13 protein-coding genes are annotated in these 16,916 nt (G+C 69.8%); 3 read left to right on the top strand and 10 right to left on the bottom strand.

What is annotated here, in order from left to right; genetic code table 11:
- Window positions 1-115: 115 nt before the first annotated feature.
- The 4 genes from ruvX to OG456_RS30425 are packed head-to-tail and all read right to left on the bottom strand — an operon-like array spanning window position 116 to window position 4,086.
- Window positions 116-580: a Holliday junction resolvase RuvX gene (gene ruvX / locus OG456_RS30440; RefSeq protein WP_266566552.1), complete on the bottom strand. Its 465-nt coding sequence runs from the start codon at window positions 578-580 to the stop codon at window positions 116-118.
- On the bottom strand, window positions 580-3,249 hold the full coding sequence (gene alaS, locus OG456_RS30435; RefSeq protein WP_266566550.1) for an alanine--tRNA ligase: 2,670 nt from the start codon (window positions 3,247-3,249) through the stop codon (window positions 580-582). Before alaS ends, ruvX begins: the two co-directional genes overlap by 1 nt.
- Window positions 3,249-3,608 carry a DUF6167 family protein gene (locus tag OG456_RS30430; protein ID WP_266566548.1) on the bottom strand — a complete coding sequence of 120 codons (360 nt, stop codon included), beginning with the start codon at window positions 3,606-3,608 and terminating at the stop codon, window positions 3,249-3,251. The genes alaS and OG456_RS30430 overlap by 1 nt, the downstream gene beginning before the upstream one ends.
- A gap of 7 nt (window positions 3,609-3,615) precedes the next feature.
- The gene (locus OG456_RS30425; RefSeq protein WP_266566546.1) at window positions 3,616-4,086 is read right to left on the bottom strand and encodes a DUF948 domain-containing protein; all 471 of its coding nucleotides are present in this window, start codon (window positions 4,084-4,086) and stop codon (window positions 3,616-3,618) included.
- A 147-nt stretch (window positions 4,087-4,233) separates the two neighbouring features.
- Between OG456_RS30425 and OG456_RS30420 the strand changes: the two genes are divergently transcribed.
- Entirely contained in the window at window positions 4,234-6,438 is a 2,205-nt protein-coding gene (locus tag OG456_RS30420; RefSeq protein ID WP_266566544.1) for a regulator, read from the top strand.
- A 30-nt stretch (window positions 6,439-6,468) separates the two neighbouring features.
- On the opposite strand, the gene rpsD is transcribed toward OG456_RS30420, so the two are convergent.
- The 5 genes from rpsD to OG456_RS30395 form a co-directional block, all read right to left on the bottom strand.
- Window positions 6,469-7,083 (bottom strand): 30S ribosomal protein S4, encoded by a 615-nt coding sequence (rpsD, locus tag OG456_RS30415; protein WP_100597404.1) that lies wholly within the window; start codon window positions 7,081-7,083, stop codon window positions 6,469-6,471.
- Between the two features lie 379 nt (window positions 7,084-7,462).
- Entirely contained in the window at window positions 7,463-8,833 is a 1,371-nt protein-coding gene (locus OG456_RS30410; protein ID WP_266566540.1) for a replication-associated recombination protein A, read from the bottom strand.
- 69 nt (window positions 8,834-8,902) lie between these two features.
- Window positions 8,903-9,547 (bottom strand): vitamin K epoxide reductase family protein, encoded by a 645-nt coding sequence (locus OG456_RS30405; protein WP_266566538.1) that lies wholly within the window; start codon window positions 9,545-9,547, stop codon window positions 8,903-8,905.
- Between the two features lie 217 nt (window positions 9,548-9,764).
- The gene (hisS, locus tag OG456_RS30400) at window positions 9,765-11,027 is read right to left on the bottom strand and encodes a histidine--tRNA ligase (RefSeq protein WP_266566536.1); all 1,263 of its coding nucleotides are present in this window, start codon (window positions 11,025-11,027) and stop codon (window positions 9,765-9,767) included.
- 12 nt (window positions 11,028-11,039) lie between these two features.
- A complete protein-coding gene (locus tag OG456_RS30395) occupies window positions 11,040-11,750 on the bottom strand; it encodes an MBL fold metallo-hydrolase (protein ID WP_266566534.1) in 711 nt (236 codons plus the stop codon).
- Window positions 11,751-11,966: 216 nt separating this feature from the next.
- On the opposite strand from OG456_RS30395, the gene OG456_RS30390 reads away from it, so the two are divergent.
- Window positions 11,967-12,779: a peptidylprolyl isomerase gene (locus tag OG456_RS30390; protein WP_266566532.1), complete on the top strand. Its 813-nt coding sequence runs from the start codon at window positions 11,967-11,969 to the stop codon at window positions 12,777-12,779.
- A 134-nt stretch (window positions 12,780-12,913) separates the two neighbouring features.
- On the top strand, window positions 12,914-14,146 hold the full coding sequence (locus OG456_RS30385; RefSeq protein ID WP_266566530.1) for a DUF349 domain-containing protein: 1,233 nt from the start codon (window positions 12,914-12,916) through the stop codon (window positions 14,144-14,146).
- 63 nt (window positions 14,147-14,209) lie between these two features.
- Here the strand turns inward: OG456_RS30385 and OG456_RS30380 are convergent, their stop codons facing one another.
- On the bottom strand, window positions 14,210-16,807 hold the full coding sequence (locus OG456_RS30380) for a bifunctional (p)ppGpp synthetase/guanosine-3',5'-bis(diphosphate) 3'-pyrophosphohydrolase (protein ID WP_266566528.1): 2,598 nt from the start codon (window positions 16,805-16,807) through the stop codon (window positions 14,210-14,212).
- Window positions 16,808-16,916: the final 109 nt, after the last annotated feature.

Raw genomic sequence — 16,916 nt, 5'->3', positions numbered from 1 at the left:
TACAAGCCGCGAGGCGGCGGCCGCGTCTGGGTGGCAGGGCAACCGTTCCGCCTCTTGATGCTGTGCGGCAGCTGTTCGAACGCCGCCGGTCGCGCGGAACGTTACCGTATCGCGATCAGATGACCACTTCGACGCCCTCGCCCGGAGCTTTACCTGACGCCCGTTCGGACTCCAGTGCCTGCTGGAGAATGACGACCGCGGCCGCCTGGTCGATGACAGACCGGCCCTTTTTGGACTTCACGCCCGAGGCGCGAAGCCCCTGACTGGCCGTCACTGTGGTCATCCTCTCGTCCACGAGCCGCACGCCGACGGGGGCGATCCCGTCGGCCAGCTCCTGGGCGAACGCGCGGACCTTGACCGCGGCCGGCCCCTCGCCCCCCTTGAGGGAGCGAGGGAGTCCGACGACGACCTCGATCGGCTCGTACTCCTCCACGAGTTGCCGCAACCGCCGGTGGGCGGCCGGGACATCGCGTCCCGGCACGGTCTCCACCGGGGTGGCGAGGATCCCGTCGGGGTCGCACGAGGCGACCCCGATCCGGGCGTCCCCGACGTCGATCGCGAGCCGTCGGCCGCGTCGCATCAGGCGGTTTCCGCGACGAGTCGCTCGACGGAGGCCACGGCGTCACCGATGGCGGCCGGGTTCTGGCCGCCGCCCTGGGCGACGTCCGGCTTGCCGCCACCGCCGCCGCCGAGGGTCTTGGCGGCCGTGCGGACCAGGTCACCGGCCTTCAGACCGCGCTCACGAGCGGCCTCGTTCGTGGCGATGACCGTCAGCGGCTTGCCGTTGACCGTCGTGAACAGGGCCACCACGGCGGGGCGTCCGCCCTGGATGCGGCCGCGTACGTCGAGGACCAGCTTGCGCAGGTCGTCGGCGCCGGTGCCGTCCGGGACCTGGCCGGTGACCAGGGCGACCCCGCGCACGTCGGTGGCGCCCGCGGCAAGACCGGCGGCGGCCTGGAGGACCTTCTCCGCGCGGAACTTCTCGATCTCCTTCTCGGCGTCCTTCAGCTTGCCGAGCATCGCCGAGACCTTCTCCGGGAGCTCCTCGGAGCGGCCCTTGACCAGCTCCTGGAGCTGGGCGACGACCGTGTGCTCACGGGCGAGGAAGTTGTACGCGTCGACGCCGACCAGGGCCTCGATGCGGCGCACGCCCGAGCCGATGGAGGACTCGCCGAGCAGCTTCACAAGTCCCAGCTGGGCGGTGTTGTGCACGTGTGTGCCGCCGCACAGCTCCTTGGAGAAGTCGCCGATGGTGACGACGCGGACGCGCTCGCCGTACTTCTCGCCGAACTCGGCGATGGCGCCCTGCTTCTTGGCGTCGTCGATCGACATGACCTCGGCCTGCACGTCGAGTTCGCGCGAGAGGACCTCGTTGATCTTCTGCTCGACGTCCGTCATCACGGCCGTGGGAACGGCGGACGGCGAACCGAAGTCGAAGCGGAAGCGGCCGGGCTGGTTCTCGGAACCGGCCTGGGCGGCCGTCGGGCCGAGCGCGTCGCGCAGCGCCTGGTGGGTGAGGTGCGTGGCGGAGTGGGCGCGGGCGATGGAGCGGCGGCGCGCCACGTCGATGACGGCCTGGGCCGGGGCGCCGACGGTGACCTCGCCGACCTGGACGACGCCCTTGTGGACGTAGACGCCCGGGACGGGCTTCTGGCAGTCGCGGATCTCGATCACCGCGCCGTTGTCCAGCTTGATGCGGCCGGTGTCGCCGATCTGGCCGCCGCCCTCGGCGTAGAAGGGGGTGCGGTCGAGGACGACCTCGACCTCGTCGCCCTCGGACGCGGCCGGGGAGGAGACGCCGTTGACCAGCAGGCCGACGATCGTGGACTCGCTGTCGGTCGACGTGTAGCCGATGAAGTCCGTGGCACCGGCGGCGTCCGCGATCTCGCGGTAGACGCCGACGTTGGCGTGGCCGGTCTTCTTGGCCTGGGCGTCGGCCTTGGCGCGCTCCCGCTGCTCCTTCATCAGGCGCCGGAAGCCGTCCTCGTCCACGGACAGGCCCTGCTCGGCGGCCATCTCCAGGGTGAGGTCGATCGGGAAGCCCCAGGTGTCGTGGAGCAGGAACGCCTTGTCGCCGGCGAGGACCGTGCCGCCCGCGGCCTTGGTGTCGATGACGGCGGTGTCGAGGATGTTCGTGCCGCCCTTGAGGGCCTTGAGGAAGGCTGCCTCTTCGGCGAGGGCGACGGTCTCGATGCGCTTGCGGTCGGTGATGAGCTCCGGGTACTGCTGGCCCATCGTGTCGATCACGACGTCGACGAGGTCCTTGACGACCGGACCGGTGGCGCCCATGAGGCGCATGTTGCGGATGGCGCGGCGCATGATGCGGCGCAGCACGTAACCGCGGCCCTCGTTGCCGGGGGTCACGCCGTCGCCAATAAGCATCACGGACGTGCGGATGTGGTCGGAGACGACGCGCATCGAGACGTCGGTGCCGTGCTTCTCGCCGTACCGGACACCGGTGAGTTCGGTGGCCTTGTCCATCACGACGCGCAGGGTGTCCGTCTCGTACATGTTCTGTACGCCCTGCAGGATCATGGCGAGACGCTCGAGGCCGAGACCGGTGTCGATGTTCTGCGACGGCAGGTCGCCGAGGATCTCGAAGTCTTCCTTGCCGATGCCGGCGCCGCGCTCGTACTGCATGAAGACCAGGTTCCAGATCTCCACGTACCGCTCGTCGTTGGCGGCCGGGCCGCCCTCGACACCGAACTCGGGGCCGCGGTCGTAGTTGATCTCGGAACACGGGCCGCAGGGGCCGGGGACGCCCATGGACCAGAAGTTGTCCTTCTTGCCCAGGCGCTGGATGCGCTCCTTGGGTACGCCGACGACGTCGTGCCAGATGCGCTCGGCCTCGTCGTCATCGAGGTAGACCGTGATCCAGAGCTTCTCCGGGTCGAGGCCGTAACCACCGTCCGCCACGGAGCTGGTGAGCAGCTCCCAGGCGTACTTGATGGCGCCTTCCTTGAAGTAGTCGCCGAAGGAGAAGTTGCCGCACATCTGGAAGAACGTGCCGTGGCGGGTCGTCTTGCCGACCTCTTCGATGTCCGGCGTGCGCACGCACTTCTGCACCGATGTGGCGCGCGGGGCGGGCGGCTTGACCTCGCCGAGGAAGTACGGCTTGAACGGGACCATGCCCGCGTTGACCAGCAGCAGAGTCGGGTCGTCCGCGATGAGCGACGCCGAGGGCACGACCTTGTGGCCACGCTCCTCGAAGAAGCTCAGCCAGCGGCGGCGGATTTCAGCCGACTCCATCAGTGGTCCTCATTCCGGTTGTACGAGTACGTCGTGTTCTCGAGGTACTTGGGGTTGTTCTTCACGTGGTTGTTCTTCACGTGGTTCTCGATGACGGCGAAGCGGCGCTGCGCGGGGAGTTCGGCGTCCACCGGGGCGTTGAGGCCCAGTGCGTCGTCGAGTTCGGCCTCGCGCTCGGCCATGCCGTCGCGGACGTCGAGGGCGAAGTCCTTGAGGCGGTGGCCCGCCTCGACCGCCTTGTTCGCGGCCTGCGCGGCGAGGCTCTCCGGCGTCAGCTTCTTCAGCTTGCGGTTGACCTTGGTGGTGGCCCATACGCCGGCGGCTGCGCCCGCGGTGAACCAGAACGTACGGCGGAACATCGCTGCGTCAGTCCCTCTTGTTCGGGTTGTCCCGCGTGACCCGCTTGCTGCGCCGCGCCGACGGGACGGTGCGGCCCACGATCACGGTACGGCGGGACGGCTTGGCGGGCGCGTCGGCTGCGGAGGCACCCGTGGACTTGCGACCGATCGCCCGGCGCACGCCGTAGCCGAAGGCGGCCACCTTGACGAGCGGGCCACCGAAGGTGGAGGCGACGGTGGAGGACAGCGCCGACGCGTTCGACGTGACCTCCTGGACGTCCGATGCGATGGCGTCGACCCGGTCGATCTGCGTCTGCGCGGAACGCACGGCGGCGGAGGCGTCGGCAAGCAGCGGGACCGCCTGCTCGGTCACATCCGCCACGAGCTTGGTGGTCGCCCTGAGCGTCTGGGCCAGCCTCGCCAGAGCCACCGCGAGGAAGGAGACCAGGATCGCCCAGAAGACGGCCACCAGGATCCCGGCCACCTCTCCACCGGACACTTAGCACCGCTTCCTGAACATCGAAAAGTCGTCCCCCGAGCCTATCGCGCCGGGGTCCGCGCTCCGTACCGGATTACCGCTCGCCGCGGGCGGAGTTGCGCGTACCGACTGTACGGACCGCTTACGGCTGAGTACGCTCCGTACCTGATGCGACGCGAACTGCGCCCTGCCGACAGGCCCGAGGGTCCCACCCCGCCCGGCAACCTCCCCTTCGAGCTCAACCGCTTCGTCGGTCGGGCCGACGAACTCGCGGAGCTCACGCGGGCTCTCGAGGCGGCTCGCCTGGTCACCGTGACCGGTGCCGGCGGAGTCGGCAAGTCCCGCTTCGCCGCGAGAGCGGCCGCCCTGGCCGCGGGGCACCTGGGCTGCGACGCCGTCCGGCGGGTGGACCTCGCCGCGGTGCGCGAGCCGAAGCTGGTCGAGTACGCGCTCGCCACGGCCCTCGAACTGACCGACCACACGAGCCGCCCGCAGCGCGAGGTCCTCCTCGACCATCTCGGGCAGCGCCAACTCCTGCTCGTCATCGACGGGTTCGAGCATCTCGTCGACGCGTGCGCCTCGCTCGTGACCGAACTGCTCGGTGCGGCGCCGGATCTGCGGATCCTCGCGGTGGGGCGCAGGCCCCTGTCCGTAGAAGGGGAGAAGATCTTCCCGCTGGCGCCGCTCGGCACCGCGGACGCGGCCGACCTCTTCGCCGACCGGGCCGCCGCACTGCTGCCGGGCTTCGCCCTGGACGACGGGAACCGGACGGATGTCGTCGAGGTGTGCGAGCGGCTCGACTGTCTGCCGCTCGCGGTGGAACTGGCGGCGGGGCGGCTGCGGGCGCTGTCACCGGCGGACCTGCTCGGCCGGCTCGACGACCGGTTCAGGCTGCTGACGGGCGGCACGCACGGCGCGCTGCCGCGGCATCAGACACTGCGGACGGCGATCGGCTGGAGCCATGAGCTGTGCTCGGCGCAGGAGCGGCTGCTGTGGGCGCGGCTGTCGGTGTTCTCCGGGCAGTTCGACCTGGACGCGGCGGAGTACATCTGCAGCGGGGACGGACTGCACGCCGACGCGGTCCTCGATGTGCTCTCCGAGCTGATCGCGCAGTCCGTGGTGATCCGCGAGGAGGCGGACTCCGTGGTGCGTTACCGGATGCTCGACACGGTCAGGGCGTACGGCGCCGACTGGCTGGAGGTGTCGGGCGACACCGCGCGCATGCGGCGCAGGCACCGCGACTGGTACATGGGTCTCGCCACGTGGTGCGAGCTCGACTGGTTCTCGCCCCGGCAGGCGCAGGTGGCGGCACAGATCGGGACGGAGCTGCCGAATCTGCGGGCCGCGCTGGAGTTCTGCCTGACGGAGCCGGGCGAGACGCATCTGGGGCAGTACCTCGCGGGCACGCTGTGGTTCTACTGGGCGGGCTGCGGCCACCTGTCGGAGGGACGGCTCTGGCTGGAGCGCAGCGTGGAACTCGACGCGGAGACCGAGGACGGCGACTACGCCCGGTCGCGCCTGAAGGCCCTGTGGGTGCTCGGCTATGTGGCGATCCTCCAGGGCGACACGGTGCCCGCGCTCGCGGCACTCCAGGAGTGCCGCGACGAGGCGGACCGTATCGGCGACGCCACTGCGGTCGCGTACGCGGTGCATCGCAGGGGCTGCCTGGCCCTGGTCACGGACGATCTGCCGCGCTCCGAGGAGCTGCTGCGGACGGCGCTGGCCGGGTACCGGGAGATCGGTGAGCTGAACAGCAGCGTGCTGATGGGCCAGGTCGAGCTGGCGATGGCCGTGGCGTTCCAGGGGGATCTGGCCGCGGCGGTCGAGCTGTGCGAGGACGTGCGGCTGGTCTGCGAGGACCACGGCGAGCGGTGGACGCTGGCGTACGCGCTGTATGTCCTGGCGTACGCGGAGTGGACCAAGGGCGATCTGGTGCGGGCGCGGCAGCTGCTGCGCGAGTGCCTGGTCATCGGGGACACGTTCCACGACCTGCTGGGCACGGTCCTGACGATCGAGCTGCTGGCACTCGTCACCGTGACGGAGGGCGACGCGGGTGAGGCGGCGCTGCTCCAGGGCGCGGCGGGCCGGATCTGGCCCTCCGTGGGGCTGCCGCTGTTCGGCTCGGCGCACTACAACGCGCCGCACGAGCGGTGTGCGTCGGACGCCCGGGCCATCCTCGGCGACGCGCGGTTCGAGTCGTTCGTGGCAGCCGGGGCGCGCCTGGAGCTCGGGGAGGCTGTTCAGCGGGCGCTCGGACGGGACACCGCGTCCCGGCCGGCTGTGGTGCCGGGACCGCGTACCGCGCATCCGGCCCCGGAAACGCGCGAACCCGCCGCCTCCCCGACCGTGCAGGGCGGGGAGACGACGGGCTGAAACGCAGGAAGTGCTACGTCCGCCGGATGATCAGCGGGCGTAGTACTCGACGACGAGCTGCTCGTCGCAGATCACGGGGATTTCCTTGCGGTTCGGGTCACGGTCCAGACGGAAGGCCAGGGCCTTCAGGTTGACCTGGAGGTAACGCGGGATCTCGCCGTCGGGGGCGAAGCCACCCTCACGCGCGACCTGGAACAGCGGCTTCTCGCGGCTGCGCTCGCGGACCATCACGACGTCGTCGGGACGGACACGGTACGACGGCTTGTCGACCTTGCCACCGTTGACCTCGATGTGGCCGTGAACGACCATCTGGCGGGCCTGGTAGATCGTGCGGGCGATGCCCGAACGCAGAACCAGGGCGTCGAGACGACGCTCCAGCTCGATGACCAGGGCCTCACCGGTCTTGAGCTGCGTCTTGGCGGCACGCTCGTAGGCGCGGACGAGCTGGCGCTCGGACACGTCGTACTGCGCGCGCAGACGCTGCTTCTCGAGCAGACGGACCTTGTAGTCCGAGTTCTGCTTGCGGCCGCGGCCGTGCTCGCCCGGCGGGTAGGGGCGGGCCTCGAAGTACTTGACGGCCTTCGGGGTCAGCGCGATACCGAGGGCACGCGACTTCTTGACCTTGGGGCGGGACTGGTTCGTCATGAACCAAACACCTCATTGTTCTGTGTGGATACGGCTTCACCAGGGTTAAGGGAGGTCGCATCCGCAGCCGGGGAAACCCGCCTTGTCCTTACGGACGGGGCAGGCAGCCGCTCCCTGGTCTGGGCACATACGTGCAGCACGCGAGTGGCCCACCGACCGCTCCCGGAGGTCCGGGATGGTGGTGGGCTGCCCGCGACACCTATCGACGGTGCGCGACGCTCCTGGATCCCCATGCCTTGCGGCGTCGAGGTTCCGGCTGCATGTCCCGCTCTGGTGGTGCCGGCCGGGGCCGGACGCGAGACGCAGCGCTTCGGGAAGTTTACAGGGTGGCGAGGAGTGCTGCGGACCGAGGTCACGACCTCCGAGGGGTCGCTGGGCGTCAGCTGTCCGTCGCGCCCGGCTGCTCCCCAATGAGGCGCTCGCGGACGCGCTCGGCCACGTCCGCGTACCGGGCCTCCGCCCCGTACCGGGTGGGCTGGTAGTAGCGCTTGCCCTTGACCGCGTCCGGCGCGTACTGCTGGGCGGCGATGCCTCCGGGGACGTCGTGCGGATACACGTATCCCTGCGCGTGGCCGAGCTTGGCCGCGCCCTTGTAGTGGCCGTCACGCAGATGGGGCGGGACGGGGCCCGCGAGGCCCTTGCGGACGTCCTCCATGGCGGCGCCGATCGCCGTCGTCGCGGAGTTCGACTTCGGGGCCAGGGCGAGGGCGATCGTCGCGTGGCTGAGGGTGAGCGCAGCCTCCGGGAAGCCGATCATCGCGACGGCCTGGGCCGCCGCGACGGCCGTGGGCAGCGCCGTCGGGTCGGCGAGGCCGATGTCCTCGCTCGCGGAGATCATCAGGCGGCGGGCGATGAAGCGGGGATCCTCGCCGGCCTCGATCATGCGGGCCAGATAGTGCAGGGCCGCGTCGACGTCCGAGCCGCGGATGGACTTGATCAGGGCGCTTGCGACGTCGTAGTGCTGGTCGCCGTCCCGGTCGTACTTGACCGCGGCGCGGTCGACCGACTCCTCCAGGGTCTGGAGGGTGATCTCCTTCTCCTGCTTGGCGAGGGCCGATCCCGCGCCCGCCTCCAGCGCGGTGAGGGCCCGGCGCGCGTCACCGCCCGCGATGCGCAGCAGGTGGCCCTCGGCCTCATCGGGCAGCGTGACCGCGCCGCCGAGGCCGCGCTCCTCGGTGAGGGCCCGTCGGAGCAGGGCGCGCAGGTCTTCGTCCGTGAGGGATTCGAGGGTGAGGAGCAGGGAGCGGGACAGGAGCGGGGAGATGATCGAGAAGTACGGGTTCTCGGTGGTCGCCGCGATCAGCGTGACCCAGCGGTTCTCGACGGCCGGCAGCAGGGAGTCCTGCTGGGCCTTGCTGAAGCGGTGGATCTCGTCGAGGAAGAGGACGGTCTCCTTGCCGTGGCCGCCCAGCGCCCGGCGGGCACCGTCGATGACAGCCCGCACTTCCTTGACGCCCGCGGTGATCGCGGAGAGCTCCACGAAGCGCTTGTTCGTGGCCTTGGACACGACGTACGCGAGGGTCGTCTTGCCGATGCCGGGCGGGCCCCAGAGGATCACCGACGAGGGGCCTGCGGGGCCTCCGCCGCCCTCCCCCACGAGGCGGCGCAGGGGTGAGCCGGGCTTCAGCAGATGCTGCTGGCCGACGACTTCGTCGAGGGTGCGCGGGCGCATCCGGACGGCCAGGGGACTGCTGGACGGGTCCTTTTCCTGGCGGTCTTCGGCTGCGGCGGTGAAGAGGTCGGGCTCCACGTCGAAAACCCTATGTCACCCCACTGACAATCCCGCCCGGCCCCGTGAAGCAGGGGCCCCGGCCGCGGCTCAGCTGGTCCAGAAGTCCCACCAGCGCGTCAGGATCAGCATCCCGATGATCCCGACGTGCAGCACAGGCACGACCCACGTGAACTCACCGAAGAACGAGCGCAGCCAGGACGGCGCGGGCAGGAACCCGTTGCGCACATTGAACGACGTCACGTACCAGAACATGACGATCGTGGCGACCCACGCCAGAGAGCACCACAGGCACAGCGAGTTGATCCGGTACAGCGACTGGAACTGCAACCACGTGCAGAATCCGACCCCGAACAGCGTGCCCGCGTTGAACGTCAGCCAGTACCAGCGCGGGAACCTCGCCCGCCCCAGCAGACTCATCCCGACACAGATCACGACGGCGTAGGCCGCGAGCCCCAGCATCGGGTTCGGGAAACCGAACACCGACGCCTGGTCGCTCTTCATGATGTTCCCGCAGGACACCACGGGGTTGAGGCTGCATCCCGGCGTGAAGTTCGGGTCCTCGAGCAGCTTGAACTTGTCGATCGTGATGACCCACGCCGCGAACAGCCCCGCCGCACCGGTGATCACCAGAAGCAGCGCGAAACCCAGGGAACCCCCGGCACTGCGGGCAGCGCCCGCTCCGTCGTCGCCGGTGGAGGACGCGCTGTCGCTTGCCGTGGTCGTCTTGCTCATCACGCCGTTCCGTCGCTTGGGGTGGTGGCCTGCTGGCAGCCTCATTCTGCCGCACGCTCCTGTGTGTCCACCGTTCGATGGTCATAACATGTACGGCCGACGGTCGCGAAGTGTTCGCCCCGAGGGGACGCTCCCCGACATGACGACACACGGCGCGAGCAGTCGAAGGAGCGGGGCACGCGCGTGCCCCGCTCCTTCGACTGCTCCGGAGGCCCGGCTACGCCAGCTTGGCCTTCAGGACGGCCACGATCTCGTCGACCGCCACCGCGTCCTGCTCGCCCGACTCCATGTCCTTGAGCTGGACGACGCCGTCGGCGAGGTCGCGTTCGCCGGCGACGATCGTGAAGCGGGCGCCGCTGCGGTTCGCGTTCTTCATCGCGCCCTTGAGGCCCTTGCCGCCGTACGAGAAGTCGGCGGAGACGCCGGCCCGGCGCAGCTCCGTCACCTTGGAGAAGAGGACGCGGCGCGCCTCGTCACCGAGCGGGACCGCGAACACGCTGGTGGCGGAGGGGATTTCGAGCTCCACGCCCTCCGCCTCGAGCGCCAGGACCGTACGGTCGACGCCGAGCGCCCAGCCGACGGACGGCAGTGACGGGCCGCCGATCATCTCGGAGAGGCCGTCGTAGCGACCGCCGCCGCCCACCGCGGACTGCGAGCCGAGACCGTCGTGGACGAACTCGAAGGTGGTGCGCGTGTAGTAGTCGAGGCCGCGGACCAGCTTCTCGTCGTCCTCGTAGGCGACGCCCTCGGCGGTCAGGAGCTCACGGACCTGCTCGTGGTACGCCTTGCAGCCGTCGCACAGGTAGTCGCGCAGCGAGGGCGCGCCGACAAGCTGCTTCTGGACCTCGGGGCGCTTGTCGTCGAGGACGCGCAGCGGGTTGATCTCGGCGCGGCGCAAGGTGTCCTCGTCGAGGTCGAGACCGCGCAGGAAGTCCTGGAGCGCGGCGCGGTAGACCGGCCGGCACTCCTTGTCGCCGAGCGAGTTCAGCAGGATGCGGAAGTCGCGCAGCCCGAGCGAGCGGTACGCCTGGTCGGCCAGGATGATCAGCTCGGCGTCGAGCGCCGGGTCCTCTGCGCCGATCGCCTCGGCGCCGACCTGCGAGAAGTGCCTGTAACGGCCCTTCTGGGGGCGCTCGTAGCGGTAGTACGAGCCGGAGTACCAGAGCTTCACCGGGAGGTTGCCGGCCTTGTGGAGGTTGGCCTCCAGGGCGGCGCGCAGCACGGACGCGGTGCCCTCGGGGCGGAGGGCGAGCTTGTCGCCGCCCTTCGTCTCGAAGGCGTACATCTCCTTGGTGACGATGTCGGTGGACTCACCGACACCGCGCGCGAACAGCTCGACGTTCTCAAAGCCGGGCGTCTCGACGTAGCCGTAGCCGGAGTTCCTCAGCGGGGTGGAGATGGCGTCGCGCACCGCGAGGTACTGCGCGGAGTCGGGGGGAAGCAGGTCGTACGTGCCCTTGGGGGCCTGAAAGGTGCTCACGGAAGTCTCTCGTCACATTCCTCGTCGGGGAGCCTCGAAGGAGGTTCCCTGGCCGGCGGCCACCTGCCGCAGATACGGGTTGGTGGCGCGCTCCTGGCCGATGGTCGTCTGGGAGCCGTGCCCGGAGAGCACCACGGTCGAGTCGTCGAGCGGCAGGCACACGCGTGCCAGCGATTCGAGCATGTCGTCCATGGAGCCACCGGGCAGGTCGGTGCGTCCGATGGAGCCGGCGAAGAGCAGATCCCCGGAGAAGAACACGGACGGGATGTCCGCGCTCTCGGGCATCTTGAAGGCCACCGACCCCTTGGTATGACCCGGCGCGTGCGCCACGGTCAGGTCGAGACCCGCCAGCTTCAGTTCGGTGCCGTCGCTCAGCTCCCGCACGTCGTCGGGCTCCCCCACGGTCAGCTCGCCCATCAGCGGCATACCGATGGAGCGGCCGATCCCCTTCTCCGGGTCGCTCATCATGTAGCGGTCGGAGGGGTGGATCCACGCCGGGACGTCATGGGCCCCGCACACGGGGACGACGGAGGCGACGTGGTCGATGTGGCCGTGCGTGAGGATGACCGCGACCGGCTTGAGCCGATGCTTCTTGAGCGCGTCCTCGACTCCCTGAGCGGCCTGGTGGCCGGGGTCGATGATCACGCACTCCTCACCCGCGGCGGGGGCAACCAGGTAACAGTTGGTGCCCCAGGCCCCGGCGGGGAACCCGGCAATCAGCACGATCGTCCTTCGTATGTCGTCCGGCGGAAGTGTGTCCGCAGAAGAATGCGGCAGATCAGAGCCTACCGGCGCTGCCGATTCCACAGCTAACCCATATACGGTACGGGGCACACAGCAGGCGGTCGTAACAGGTCCAGTTCAGACCAGGTTCGTCCCGTTCGGATCACTTCGAATGGGTTCGGAATCAGGTCTCGCGACGTACGAGGAGTAGACCCGGTGGTCAGCAACGATCAGCGGCGGCGGCAGCTCGCCCGGGAGAAGTTCTTGCGGCAGCAGCAGCGGCGGGAGTCCGCGCGGCGCAGGGCGCGCACACGCAACACGGTGATCGCGTCGGCGTTGGCCGTGGTCGTGGTGGCGGGCGCCGGCGCGTTCGCCGCCGGGGCCTTCGACGGCAAGGACAAGAAGGACTCAGCGGCCTCCAAGCCGAGCGCGAGCCCCTCCAAGGCCGCCGACCCGTGCAAGAGGCCCGCCGCGGGCAAGGTGAAGCCGCTCAGCTGGAAGAAGGAGCCGGCGCTCACCGTCGACAAGGCGGCGGACTACACGATGAACCTCGCGACGACGTGCGGCGACATCGGCATCGACCTCAAGACGAAGGAGGCGCCGCACACGGTGAACTCCTTCAACTTCCTGGCCGGCAAGGGCTTCTTCGACCACACCAAGTGCCACCGGCTCACCACCAACGGCATCTACGTCCTGCAGTGCGGTGACCCGAAGGGCACCGGCGCGGGCGGCCCGGGCTACACGATCCCGGACGAGAACCTGAAGGACAAAAGCCTGAAGGGGAACGTCTACCCGGCGGGCACGATCGCGATGGCGAACACGGGCCAGAAGCACACCGGTGGCAGCCAGTTCTTCCTCGTGTACCAGGACAGTCAGTTGCCGCCGAGCTACACACCGTTCGGGACCATTTCCGATTCCGGCATGAAGGTGCTCAAGAAGATCGCCGCCGCTGGTGAGAGCACCGGACAGGGCGACGGCGCCCCGAACGCCACCGTCGTGATCGACAAGGCGACCGTGAAGAAATCCTGACCGCCGGCGGTGAAATTTCGGTCGCGCGGGATGCGGACAGCCGCCCCGCCGGTCGCCTATGTTGGCCGTGACGAAACTGTGGACGATGCCCGGGGCCCCAAGGCGCCCCGCAGGCATCATGTGGAGGAGGCGCTGTGAGCAGCGACCCGTGGGGCCGCGTCGACGAGACGGGGACCGTGTACGTGCGTTCGGCCGACGGCAGCGAGCGTGAAGTCGGTTCGTGGCAGGCAGGTTCTCCTGACGAGGCCCTCGCCTACTTCAAGCGCAAGTACGACGGCCTGGTCGTCGAGATCGGGCTCCTCGAGCGCCGGGTGCAGACGACCGACCTGTCGGCGAAGGACGCCACGACCGCCATCGAGCATCTGCGCGAGCAGGTGACGGACGCGCACGCCGTCGGCGATCTGGAGGCTCTGGGCAAGCGCCTGGACAAGCTTGTCGAGACCGTCGACGCGCGCCGCGAGGAGCGCAAGGTCCAGAAGGCGAAGCAGTCCGACGAGGCGCGGCACGCCAAGGAGGCCCTGGTCACCGAGGCCGAGGAGCTCGCTCAGAGCGAGCAGTGGCGCGCGGCCGGTGAGCGGCTGCGGGCGCTGGTGGACACCTGGAAGGGTCTGCCGCGTCTGGACCGCAAGTCGGACGACGAGCTCTGGCACCGCTTCTCGCACGCGCGCTCGGCGTTCTCGAAGCGCCGCAAGGCGCACTTCGCCTCGCTGGACGCGCAGCGCGAGGACGCCCGCCAGGCCAAGGAGAAGCTGGTCGCCGAGGCCGAGTCGCTGTCGGGCTCGACCGACTGGGGCACCACGGCCGCCCGGTACCGCGAGCTGATGACGGACTGGAAGGCCGCGGGCCGCGCCCAGCGCGAGCACGAGGACGACCTGTGGAACCGCTTCCGCGGCGCCCAGGACGTGTTCTTCGCGGCGCGCAGCTCGGTCTTCGCCGAGCGGGACGCCGAGCAGGGCGAGAACCTCAAGCTCAAGGAGGAGCTCGCCGACGAGGCCGAGAAGCTCCTGCCGATCGGGGACCTGAAGACGGCCCGCGCCGCCTTCCGCTCGATCAACGAGCGCTGGGAGGCCATCGGCCACGTGCCGCGCGACGCGCGTCCGAAGGTCGAGGGCCGGATGCAGGCCGTGGAGCGGGCCCTTCAGGAGTCCGAGGAGACCGAGTGGCGCCGTACGAACCCGGAGGCACGCGCGCGTGCCGAGGGGCTCACCGGTCAGCTCCAGGCCGCGGTCGACAAGCTGCGGGGCCAGATCGACGCGGCCCGCGCGCAGGGCAACAACGCGAGGGCCGACAAGCTCGAACGTGAGCTCAACGGCCGTCAGGCGCTGCTCGACCAGGCGCTCAAGGGCCTGCACGAGTTCGGCGGCTGAGCAGTCATCACATGAGAGGGGCCCCCGGCGCTGAGCGCCGGGGGCCCCTCTCATGTCGGTCGGCTACGGCCTGCGCGCCGATGTCACGCGGTAGACGTCGTAGACGCCCTCCACTCCCCTGACCGCCTTCAGGACGTGACCGAGGTGCTTGGGGTCACCCATCTCGAAGGTGAAGCGGGAGGTGGCCACCCGGTCGCGGGACGTCTGCACGGCCGCGGACAGGATGTTGACGTGCTGGTCGGACAGGACCCTGGTGACGTCCGAGAGCAGTCGCGAGCGGTCGAGGGCCTCCACCTGTATGGCGACCAGGAAGACCGAGGACTGCGTGGGCGCCCACTCGACCTCGAGGATCCGCTCGGGCTCGCGGGACAGCGACTCGACGTTCACACAGTCGTTGCGGTGCACCGATACGCCGCTGCCGCGCGTGACGAAGCCGATGATGGGGTCGCCGGGGACGGGCGTACAGCAGCGGGCCAGCTTGACCCACACGTCCTCGACGCCCTTGACCACCACGCCGGGGTCGGCGTTCGCACGGCGCTTGCGGCCGCGCGACGGGGGTGCGCTCTCGGCGATGTCCTCGTTGGCGGCGTCCTCGCCGCCGAGGGCCTGCACGAGCTTCTGGACGACGCTCTGCGCGGTGACGTGGCCTTCGCCGATCGCCGCGTACAGGGACGAGATGTCGGGGTAGCGCATCTCGTGCGCGAGCGTGACGAGGGAGTCGCCCGTCAGGATGCGCTGGATCGGCAGGTTCTGCTTGCGCATGGCGCGCGCGATGGCGTCCTTGCCCTGCTCGATCGCCTCGTCGCGGCGCTCCTTGGAGAACCAGGCGCGGATCTTGTTGCGCGCGCGGGGCGACTTGACGAAGCCCAGCCAGTCCCGCGAGGGGCCGGCGCCGGCCGCCTTGGAGGTGAAGACCTCCACCAAGTCGCCGTTGTCCAGGGTCGATTCGAGCGGTACGAGCCGCCCGTTGACCCGCGCCCCTATGGTGCGGTGGCCGACCTCGGTGTGGACCGCGTAGGAGAAGTCGACGGGGGTCGCTCCGGCCGGGAGCGCTATGACGTCGCCCTTCGGCGTGAAGACGAAGACCTCGTTGCGCGAGAGGTCGAAGCGCAGGGACTCCAGGAACTCGCCCGGGTCCTCCGTCTCCTTCTGCCAGTCGAGCAACTGGCGCAGCCACGCCATGTCGTTGAGGTGGTCGTCCTTGCCGGTGGCCTTCGGCTGGTCACTGCGCACCTTGGAGGCGCCGGCGACGGCCTCCTGCTTGTACTTCCAGTGCGCGGCGATGCCGTACTCGGCGCGGCGGTGCATGTCGAAGGTTCGGATCTGGAGTTCAACGGGCTTGCCGTTGGGGCCGATCACCGTCGTGTGCAGCGACTGGTACATGTTGAACTTGGGCATCGCGATGTAGTCCTTGAACCGGCCGGGGACCGGGTTCCATCGCGCGTGCACCGTGCCGAGGGCTGCGTAGCAGTCCCTCACCGTGTCGACAAGGACACGGATGCCCACCAGGTCGTAGATCTCCGCGAAGTCACGGCCGCGGACGATCATCTTCTGGTAGACGCTGTAGTAGTGCTTCGGGCGGCCGGTGACGGTCGCCTTGATACGGGCGGCGCGCAGGTCGCTCTGCACCTCGTCGGTCACTATGGCGAGGTACTCGTCGCGCTTGGGCGCGCGCTCGGCCACCAGACGCACGATCTCGTCGTACATCTTGGGGTAGAGGATCGCGAAGGCGAGGTCCTCCAGCTCCCACTTGATGGTGTTCATGCCCAGGCGGTGCGCCAGCGGAGCGTAGATCTCCAGCGTCTCGCGGGCCTTCTTCTCCTGCTTCTCGCGCTTGAGGTACCGCATCGTGCGCATGTTGTGCAGGCGGTCGGCGAGCTTGATGACCAGGACGCGCGGGTCCTTGGCCATCGCGACGACCATCTTGCGGACGGTCTCGGCCTGAGCGGCCTCGCCGAACTTGACCTTGTCGAGCTTGGTGACGCCGTCGACGAGGAGGGCGACCTGGTCACCGAAATCGCGGCGCAGGGTGTCCAGGCCGTACTCGGTGTCCTCGACGGTGTCGTGCAGCAGGCCCGCCATGAGCGTCGCGGGGTCCATACCGAGCTCGGCGAGGATCGTCGTCACCGCGAGCGGGTGCGTGATGTACGGGTCGCCGCTCTTGCGCTTCTGGCCGCGGTGCCAGCGCTCGGCGACCTGGTAGGCGCGCTCGACCTGGCGGAGCGTGGACGTCTCGATCTTCGGGTCGTTGCTGCGCACTATCCGCAGCAGCGGCTCGAGAACGGGGTTGTACGGGTTGGAGCGCTGCACGCCGAGACGGGCGAGGCGGGCGCGGACGCGGTTCGAGGAGCCGGAGCGGGCGGGCTGGCCTGCCGCGGGGCGCACCACGGGCGGCGTGGGCGGAGCGGCCGGAGCCGGGGCGGCGGCAGCCGGGCCGGGGGCGGGGCTCTTGCCGGCGGCGGGCTTGGGGCGCGGCTGCGGCTCGGCCCTCTTGCCTTCCGGGGTACCGGTGGAGCTCGGCCCGGTCTGGCCGGTCTTCCCGGGCTTCGCGGGCACGCCTGCGGGGGCCGCGGCCTGGTCGGCCTTCTGGTCCGGCTTGGCGGCTGTGGGTACCCCCACGCGCTCGGCGCTGGGGGAGAGTGGCTTGGCCTCGTCTGGCAACGGCGCTCCTCGTGCGCGACGGGTCCCCCGTTCAGGTCCCGGAGACCCCATGGTATCGACACTGGGCCGCCCGCTCGCCTTCGGCCGGTGGGACGGCTTTCAACAGGGC

The sequence above is a fragment of the Streptomyces sp. NBC_01446 genome, assembly GCF_026340095.1.
Taxonomy (GTDB): domain Bacteria; phylum Actinomycetota; class Actinomycetes; order Streptomycetales; family Streptomycetaceae; genus Streptomyces; species Streptomyces aureus.
Note: the sequence above shows the minus strand (reverse complement) of the source record. Positions and strands in the feature narration are given on the sequence as shown.

Coding starts and splice junctions, on each gene's coding strand:
- alaS (WP_266566550.1), bottom strand. CDS start 3,249: ATGGAGTCGGCTGAAATCCGCCGCCGCTGGCTGAGCTTCTTCGAGGAG.
- rpsD (WP_100597404.1), bottom strand. CDS start 7,083: ATGACGAACCAGTCCCGCCCCAAGGTCAAGAAGTCGCGTGCCCTCGGT.
- OG456_RS30420 (WP_266566544.1), top strand. CDS start 4,234: ATGCGACGCGAACTGCGCCCTGCCGACAGGCCCGAGGGTCCCACCCCG.
- OG456_RS30430 (WP_266566548.1), bottom strand. CDS start 3,608: ATGTTCCGCCGTACGTTCTGGTTCACCGCGGGCGCAGCCGCCGGCGTA.
- ruvX (WP_266566552.1), bottom strand. CDS start 580: ATGCGACGCGGCCGACGGCTCGCGATCGACGTCGGGGACGCCCGGATC.
- OG456_RS30405 (WP_266566538.1), bottom strand. CDS start 9,547: ATGAGCAAGACGACCACGGCAAGCGACAGCGCGTCCTCCACCGGCGAC.